At 63.2% G+C, this 6,819-nt stretch carries 4 protein-coding genes and 1 pseudogene; 4 read left to right on the top strand and 1 reads right to left on the bottom strand.

All coding sequences use genetic code 11. The features are described 5' to 3' along the window. The 3 genes and pseudogenes from HEP69_RS23385 to HEP69_RS23395 form a co-directional block, all read left to right on the top strand. A pseudogene (locus HEP69_RS23385) lies at nt 1-385 on the top strand (hypothetical protein); the annotation flags it as partial. 295 nt (nt 386-680) lie between these two features. Further along, nucleotides 681-1,802: a GDP-mannose 4,6-dehydratase gene (gmd, locus tag HEP69_RS23390; protein WP_290560931.1), complete on the top strand. Its 1,122-nt coding sequence runs from the start codon at nt 681-683 to the stop codon at nt 1,800-1,802. A 7-nt stretch (nt 1,803-1,809) separates the two neighbouring features. Then, the gene (locus HEP69_RS23395) at nt 1,810-2,769 is read left to right on the top strand and encodes a GDP-L-fucose synthase (RefSeq protein WP_290560932.1); all 960 of its coding nucleotides are present in this window, start codon (nt 1,810-1,812) and stop codon (nt 2,767-2,769) included. Between the two features lie 182 nt (nt 2,770-2,951). On the opposite strand, the gene HEP69_RS23400 is transcribed toward HEP69_RS23395, so the two are convergent. Beyond that, on the bottom strand, nt 2,952-5,393 hold the full coding sequence (locus HEP69_RS23400; RefSeq protein WP_290560933.1) for a calcium-binding protein: 2,442 nt from the start codon (nt 5,391-5,393) through the stop codon (nt 2,952-2,954). Nucleotides 5,394-5,567: 174 nt separating this feature from the next. Here HEP69_RS23400 and HEP69_RS23405 point away from each other — a divergent pair. Continuing rightward, on the top strand, nt 5,568-6,819 hold a 1,252-nt coding region (locus HEP69_RS23405; protein ID WP_290560934.1), incomplete at its 3' end, for a calcium-binding protein.

The raw sequence follows: 6,819 nt of genomic DNA on the forward strand, positions 1-6,819 counted from the left end.
CCTGGGCCTTTTCCGTTGGGTCTTTGGCGTGGGCGGGCCAGTATTCGTGAATGGGGGGTTCCGCTTCGACCGGATCCAGGGGGGGGGGGGGGCGGGCCGGTTCTTCCATGCCGCCGCCGGCGGGCACGGCTCGGACTGGCTGCAGGATTACACCGCCGCCGAGGGCGACGTTCTGGTTTTCGGCGGCACAGGCGCCCGCGCGTCGGATTTCGTGGTCCGGTTCGCCCATACCGCGACACCTGCGGGGGAACGCTCGGGCGATGACGATGTGCAGGAGGCGTTTGTCAATTTCCGGGGCGAAACGCTCTGGGCCCTGGTCGATGGCGGCGGCGAGGCTGAGATCAACCTCCAGATCGGCGGCGAGGTGTTTGACCTCTTGGCCTGATCCCGCTCACCCGCACCCAATCAAGGCGAAGCCGCCATGCATCGCCGGGCGCAGAGCCGCGCAGGGACAGAAGACGAGCGTCCCCTCCCGGCCCCATGTTGCGGATGTCTTGCTCGATGCTGTAAAGCGGCTTGCGTTTCATGTGAGGCCGTCCAGCTTGCAATGCGCGTCCGAGAGCGCAGAGCGGCAGCGTATTGCGATTCAAATCAAACGCAAACTGCTCTAGCGTCTGCGCATGGCGTACCGTCCGCCCCCGACCCGGGGCAGGCCCCTGAAGATCAAAAAGAGAGACATGATGACAAAGACAGCCCTCATCACCGGGATCACCGGGCAGGATGGCTCTTATCTTGCGGAATTCCTGCTGGAGAAGGGCTATGAGGTTCACGGGATCAAGCGGCGCGCGTCGCTGTTCAACACCCAGCGCGTCGATCACATCTATCAGGATCCGCAGACCGACAATGCCCGGTTCGTGTTGCATTACGGCGATCTGACCGACAGCTCGAACCTGACCCGGATCATCTCTCAGGTGCAGCCCGACGAGGTCTATAACCTGGGCGCGCAAAGCCATGTGGCCGTCAGTTTCGAAGCGCCCGAATATACCGCCGATGTGGATGCGATGGGGGCGCTGCGCCTTCTGGAGGCGATCCGGTTTCTGGGGCTGGAGGACAAGACGCGGTTCTATCAGGCCTCGACCTCGGAACTGTACGGTCTGGTCCAGGAAACCCCGCAGTCTGAGACCACCCCGTTCCATCCGCGCTCGCCCTACGCCGTGGCCAAGATGTATGCCTATTGGATCACGGTGAATTACCGCGAGGCGTATGGGATCTATGCCTGCAACGGGATCCTCTTCAATCACGAAAGCCCGCGCCGGGGCGAGACCTTTGTCACCCGCAAGATCACCCGCGGTCTGGCCAATATCGCCCAAGGTCTGGAGAGCTGTCTTTACATGGGCAACATAGACGCCCTGCGCGATTGGGGCCACGCCCGGGATTACGTGCGCATGCAATGGATGATGTTGCAGCAGGACAGCCCTGAGGATTTCGTGATCGCCACCGGCACCCAGCACAGCGTGCGAGATTTCATCACCTGGGCGGCGGCGGACCTGGGTCTGGAACTGGAATTCGAGGGCAGCGGCGTGGAGGAGACCGCCCGCATCGCCGCGATCACCGGCGACATGGCCCCGGCGGTGAACGTGGGCGACGTGATCCTGCGCATCGACCCGCGCTATTTCCGGCCCGCCGAGGTGGAGACATTGCTGGGCGATCCCAGCAAAGCCAAGGCCAGGTTGGGCTGGCAGCCCGAGATCACCGCGCGCGAGATGTGTGCCGAGATGGTGGCCGAGGATCTCAAAGAGGCCCGGCGCCACGCGCTCTTGAAACAGCACGGCTACGGCTTGCCGATCGCCTCGGAAGGGTGAGCGGGCCATGACACGGATCTATATCGCGGGTCATCGCGGCATGGTGGGCGGCGCCATCCTGCGCCAGTTGGCACAGCGGGGCGGGACCGACCTGATCACCCGCACCCATGCGGAACTGGACCTGACCGACCAGGCGGCGGTGCGCGGCTTTATGGCCTCGGAAAAGCCGGATGTGGTGATCCTGGCCGCCGCGCGGGTTGGAGGCATCCACGCCAACAATACATACCCTGCTGATTTCATTTACGAAAACCTGATGATCGAATGCAATGTCATCCATCAGGCCTTTGCCACAGGTGTCCGGCGGCTGCTGCAACTGGGATCAAGCTGCATCTATCCGCGCGCGGCCGACCAGCCAATGGCCGAGGATGCGCTGCTGACCGGTACGCTGGAGCCCACGAACGAGCCCTATGCCATCGCCAAGATCGCCGGGATCAAGCTCTGTGAAAGCTATAACCGGCAGCATGGCACCGATTACCGGTCGGTCATGCCCACCAATCTTTATGGGCCGGGCGATAATTTTCACCCCGAAAACAGCCATGTCATGCCCGCCCTGATCCGGCGCTTTCACGAGGCGGCCCAGAGCGGTCAGGACGAGGTGGTGATCTGGGGCAGTGGCGCGCCGCGCCGCGAATTCCTGCATGTGGATGACATGGCGGCGGCGAGCCTGTTTGTGCTGGACCTGCCGCAGGCCGATTATGCGGCCAATACCGAGCCGATGCTCAGCCATATCAACGTGGGCACCGGCACCGATATCGCGATCCTCGATCTGGCGCGGATGATCGCGCGCGTCACCGGGTTCAAGGGCCGGATCGCCACCGATCCCAGCAAACCCGATGGCACGATGCGCAAGCTGATGGATGTCAGCCGTCTGGCGCGGATGGGCTGGCAATCGCAGATCGACCTGGAGCGCGGTCTGGAAGAGACGTATCGCTGGTATCTGGCCAATGCGGACAGCGCGCGGGGGTAAGGGCTGGGAGGGGACATTGGCCCTTATAGAGACAAGCCGCGCCATTGCCGACCCGAGGGGCGGCGATGCTGCCGTTCTTCTACTCGGTTTATGGCTGCCAAGTTATAACGATATCAGATGGATGCGCCTACACTGACAAATCGCCGCCCCGTGGGGGCGGGTCGGCGATGGCGCTCCCGGCTTCAGATCATATCCATAAGATCATACGTCCCGCCGCCATCGGGGATCTTCAGCCAGATCTCGTCCAGCGCCGCGCCATCGACCAGCACCCAGGCGATCTGGCCGGTGGGCTGGTGCACGATGAAGGCCTCGGCCACATCGTCATCGCCGGGCCTGTCGGCCAGGCTGCTCTCGGCATGGGCCATGCGGATCCGGAACTCCCCGGCCACCGCGCCGGTATCGCCAAAGAGCAGGATATCGCCCTCGGTATCGTCGTAATCCTGGATCCAGTCGGTGCCATGGCCGCGCATCCCGGCATGAAAGAAGATATCCGTCCCCGCCCCGCCATTGACCGCGTCATGGCCGAACCCGCCATTGAGGAAATCGTCCCCATCGCCGCCAAAGATCAGATCGGAATAGGACCCGCCGCTGATCACATCGTCGCCGGTCTGGCCAAAAAGATCGTCGGCGCCCCGACCGCCGATGATCAGGTCATTGCCCTCCTGGCCATACAGCAGGTCATTGCCCGCCCCGCCCCGGATATCGTCATCGCCCGTCCCGCCAAAGATGCGGTCGCGGCTGTCGTTGTCCTCGGGCCCGCCGATCAGCGTGTCATCGCCATCCCCGCCATTGATCCGGTCGCGGCCCACCCCGCCATCCAGCTGGTCGTCGCCGCCCAGGCCCCGGATCGTGTCATCGCCCAACCCGCCTGCAAAGGCGTCATCGGCCTCGGACCCGGCGAACATGTCGTCATAAAACCCGCCCAACAGCAGCAGCTCATCGGTGCCCAGGCTGAGATCGGTGAAATCGAACCGTTCGATCCCGGTCAGCGTGTCGGTGCTGTCGGTGCCGGTCACCGTGATCGCGCCGGTCTCGCGGTCAAAGGTGAAATCGAACGCATCGAACACATCGGCGAAATAGGCGGCATCGGTGCCGTCCCCGCCCTCCAGCGTGTTTGTCCCCGTCCCGCCGGACAGGAAATCATCCCCTGCCCCGCCCGCCAGCGCGTCATCGCCCGCGCCACCCAGCAGCCGGTCGATCCCGTCCGAGCCGGTGATCGCATCGTCGCCCGCCAGACCGTCCACCGCGTCCGGTGTGGCCAGTGTTTCGGTATCGTCGCCCTCGGTCAGCGCGCGGAAACTCACCGGGCTGACCGTCAACTGGTTTGCAGTTTGAACAAAGCCCGTATCCTCGGCGATATCCGCCAGCCAGTCTACCGTGACGCTGCCATCCGGTTGGACCAGAAGAACAACGTTATAGACAAAGCCATCAACGGCAGGAAGCTCGGGCACCGGCTGCGCCGGGCCCAGGGCCGCGCCATCGGGGGCGAAAAACTGCAGGCTCCAGAACGCACTGAAATCGTCGGGGTTGCCCTGCTCGATCAGAACCGCGAACCCGCCGCCGGGCAGAAGCTCGGCAACCACAACCCACAGGATGGTATCAGGCGGGATATCGACGACTTTCACCGGGTCGCCAAGCGCTGTGCCATCGGCGTCAAAGCGTTGGTAATAGGTGGTCAGGTTCGTGGTGTAGACATCGAACAGAACGCCAAAGCTGCCATCGTCGAACGCCTGGACATCGCGCCATTCGCCAAAGCCGATATCGTCGCCCTCAAACGTCGTCAGGCTCTGCGCTGGCCCCAATGTGCCATCGGCGTTCACCAGGCTGAATTTCAGGACCGGCGCCAGTTCGTCGCTGCGGTCCAGCCAGAGCGCGGCCAGCGTCCCGTCCGCCAGCACCAGCAATTCCAGCTCGGTCGAATAGCCATAGACCAGCGACATATCCGGCACCACCTGGGGTGGGCTGAGCGTGCTGCCATCGGCCTCGTAGATCTGGAACCTCTCGGGGCCTTCGGTAATGAAACTCTCCCAGATCACCGCCAGCCGCCCGCCGGGCAGCGCCTGCATGGAGGTGACGATCAGATTGGGGTCCTCGGGAAAATCCAGTTCGGGAAAGGGCGTGCCATCGGCGGTCACACGGGTGATATGGGCGATGTCACCCATATACCCCCCGGTTTCATCATAGACGCTTTCATAGGTGACATAGGCAAAGCCGCCACCGTTGAAATGAACCGGGTTGTTCCAGAAATAGGCCCCGTCGTCCTGGCTCAGGATCACCGGAGCGCTGGCCAGCGCGCCCGCCTCGGTCAGGCCGACCGCGGCCAGGGCAAAGTCGAAGTCGAACGTGACCGGGTCTTCGGGGGTCGTGACCTCATAGGTGATGGCCACCCGGCCATTGGGCGCCACCACGAACCGGGGATCGTGGAAGAACGCCGGCGCACCCACTGTCCCCTCCGGCGCGGGCAACAGCGTTTCGCTCTCTCCCACCCGCAGCACCGGACCATCATCGGTATAAAAGAGCCGGGCCACAGCACCCGAGGGCAGCGCCAAAGTGTCATAAAGAAAGGACGTCACCTCGGTCGTGGTCAGAGGCGCGGTTTCGCGAAAATAAAGTGTGTCGGGCATGAACGGTCACCGGGAATGAACATAAAGGAATACCGCCACGCTACTCCCGGCACCCCTGCCGGACAAGCACCATGTCAGCGGCCAGATAACCGGGACCGGGCGGATTGACCGGGCGCGCGCTGGTGTCCTATCACTAACACAGAAACCAAAAATACACAGAACAGGCCAGCATTTATGACCACATATACGCTCCCCGGCTTCGTCATGCAGGAAAGCGCGGACGAAACCACCGTCACAGGCATTTCCTATGCGCAGATACAGTTCGTAGTCCCCGATGCAACGGTCGGGTTTTCGACCCGCGTCATCGGGCGGTCCTTCGACGATGACGAAGATCTGCTGGCGCTGGAGATCGACGATTACGTCACGCTGCTCAATGACGAGAACGTCGACAACTTCTCCGAACTGGACCTGACCATCCTGAATGTCAGCTCTCCCAGCGGCACCGGCATCGTGGCCAACCCGTTCGATAACGCCGCAAACCGGTCCTATGTGTTCCGCCTGGACGGCAATCCGGTTCCCGACAGCGCGCTGACCAGCCCCGCCGCGATCAACGCGTTTCTCGGGACGATCACCGTGACGCCGCCCGCACCGGGCTCGGGGTTCGAACCGGGAGATTTCATCCGCTTTGACAGCCTGAGCGATATCATCATCACTCAGGACGACGACATTCCCGGCACGCCGTTTGACGACATTCTGGATGGCGGCCTCGGCGATGACATGATCGACGGCGCGGGCGGCAATGACACGCTGCGCGGCGGCGACGGCAATGACCGGCTGTTTGGGTCGGCCGGAAATGACATTCTGGACGGTGGTGCCGGCGCGCGCGACCGGGCGGTTTACAATGAAAGCTTTGGCGCCGCGACCTTCACCTTCGAGGGGGACAGGCTCTTTGTCGATCTGATCGACAGTGGCGATCTGACCTCCTATCGCGACACGCTGACCAATATCGAACTGCTGGAATTTTCCGACCGCACCGTGACCGTCTCCAGCCTGCGCCCCGCCGAAGAGGTGACCGGCGATGACGGGGTCGATGACATCACCACCGGCGGCGGCGACGATGTGGTCGATGGCGGCGGCGGAGATGACATGATCGACGCAGGCTCGGGCGATGACCGGGTCAGCGGCGGGTCCGGCGCCGACATCATCAATGGCGGCGACGGGGCCGATACGGTCAATGGCGGCGACGGCACCGACACCATCGATGGCGGCACCTCGGTCGATGATCTGAGCGATACGATCTTTGGCGGCAATGGCGATGACGTGCTGCGCGGCGGCTATGGCAATGACTTCATCTATGGGATGGATGGCAATGACAGCATCGCGGGCGGGTTCGGCTCGGACGAGCTTTATGGCCAGAACGACGATGACGTGATCACCGGCTCGGCCCTGTCGGATCTGGTCTTTGGCGGCGCGGGCGATGATTTCG

The organism is Aestuariivita sp., assembly GCF_021404545.1.
Classification (GTDB): Bacteria; Pseudomonadota; Alphaproteobacteria; order Rhodobacterales; family Rhodobacteraceae; genus Aestuariivita.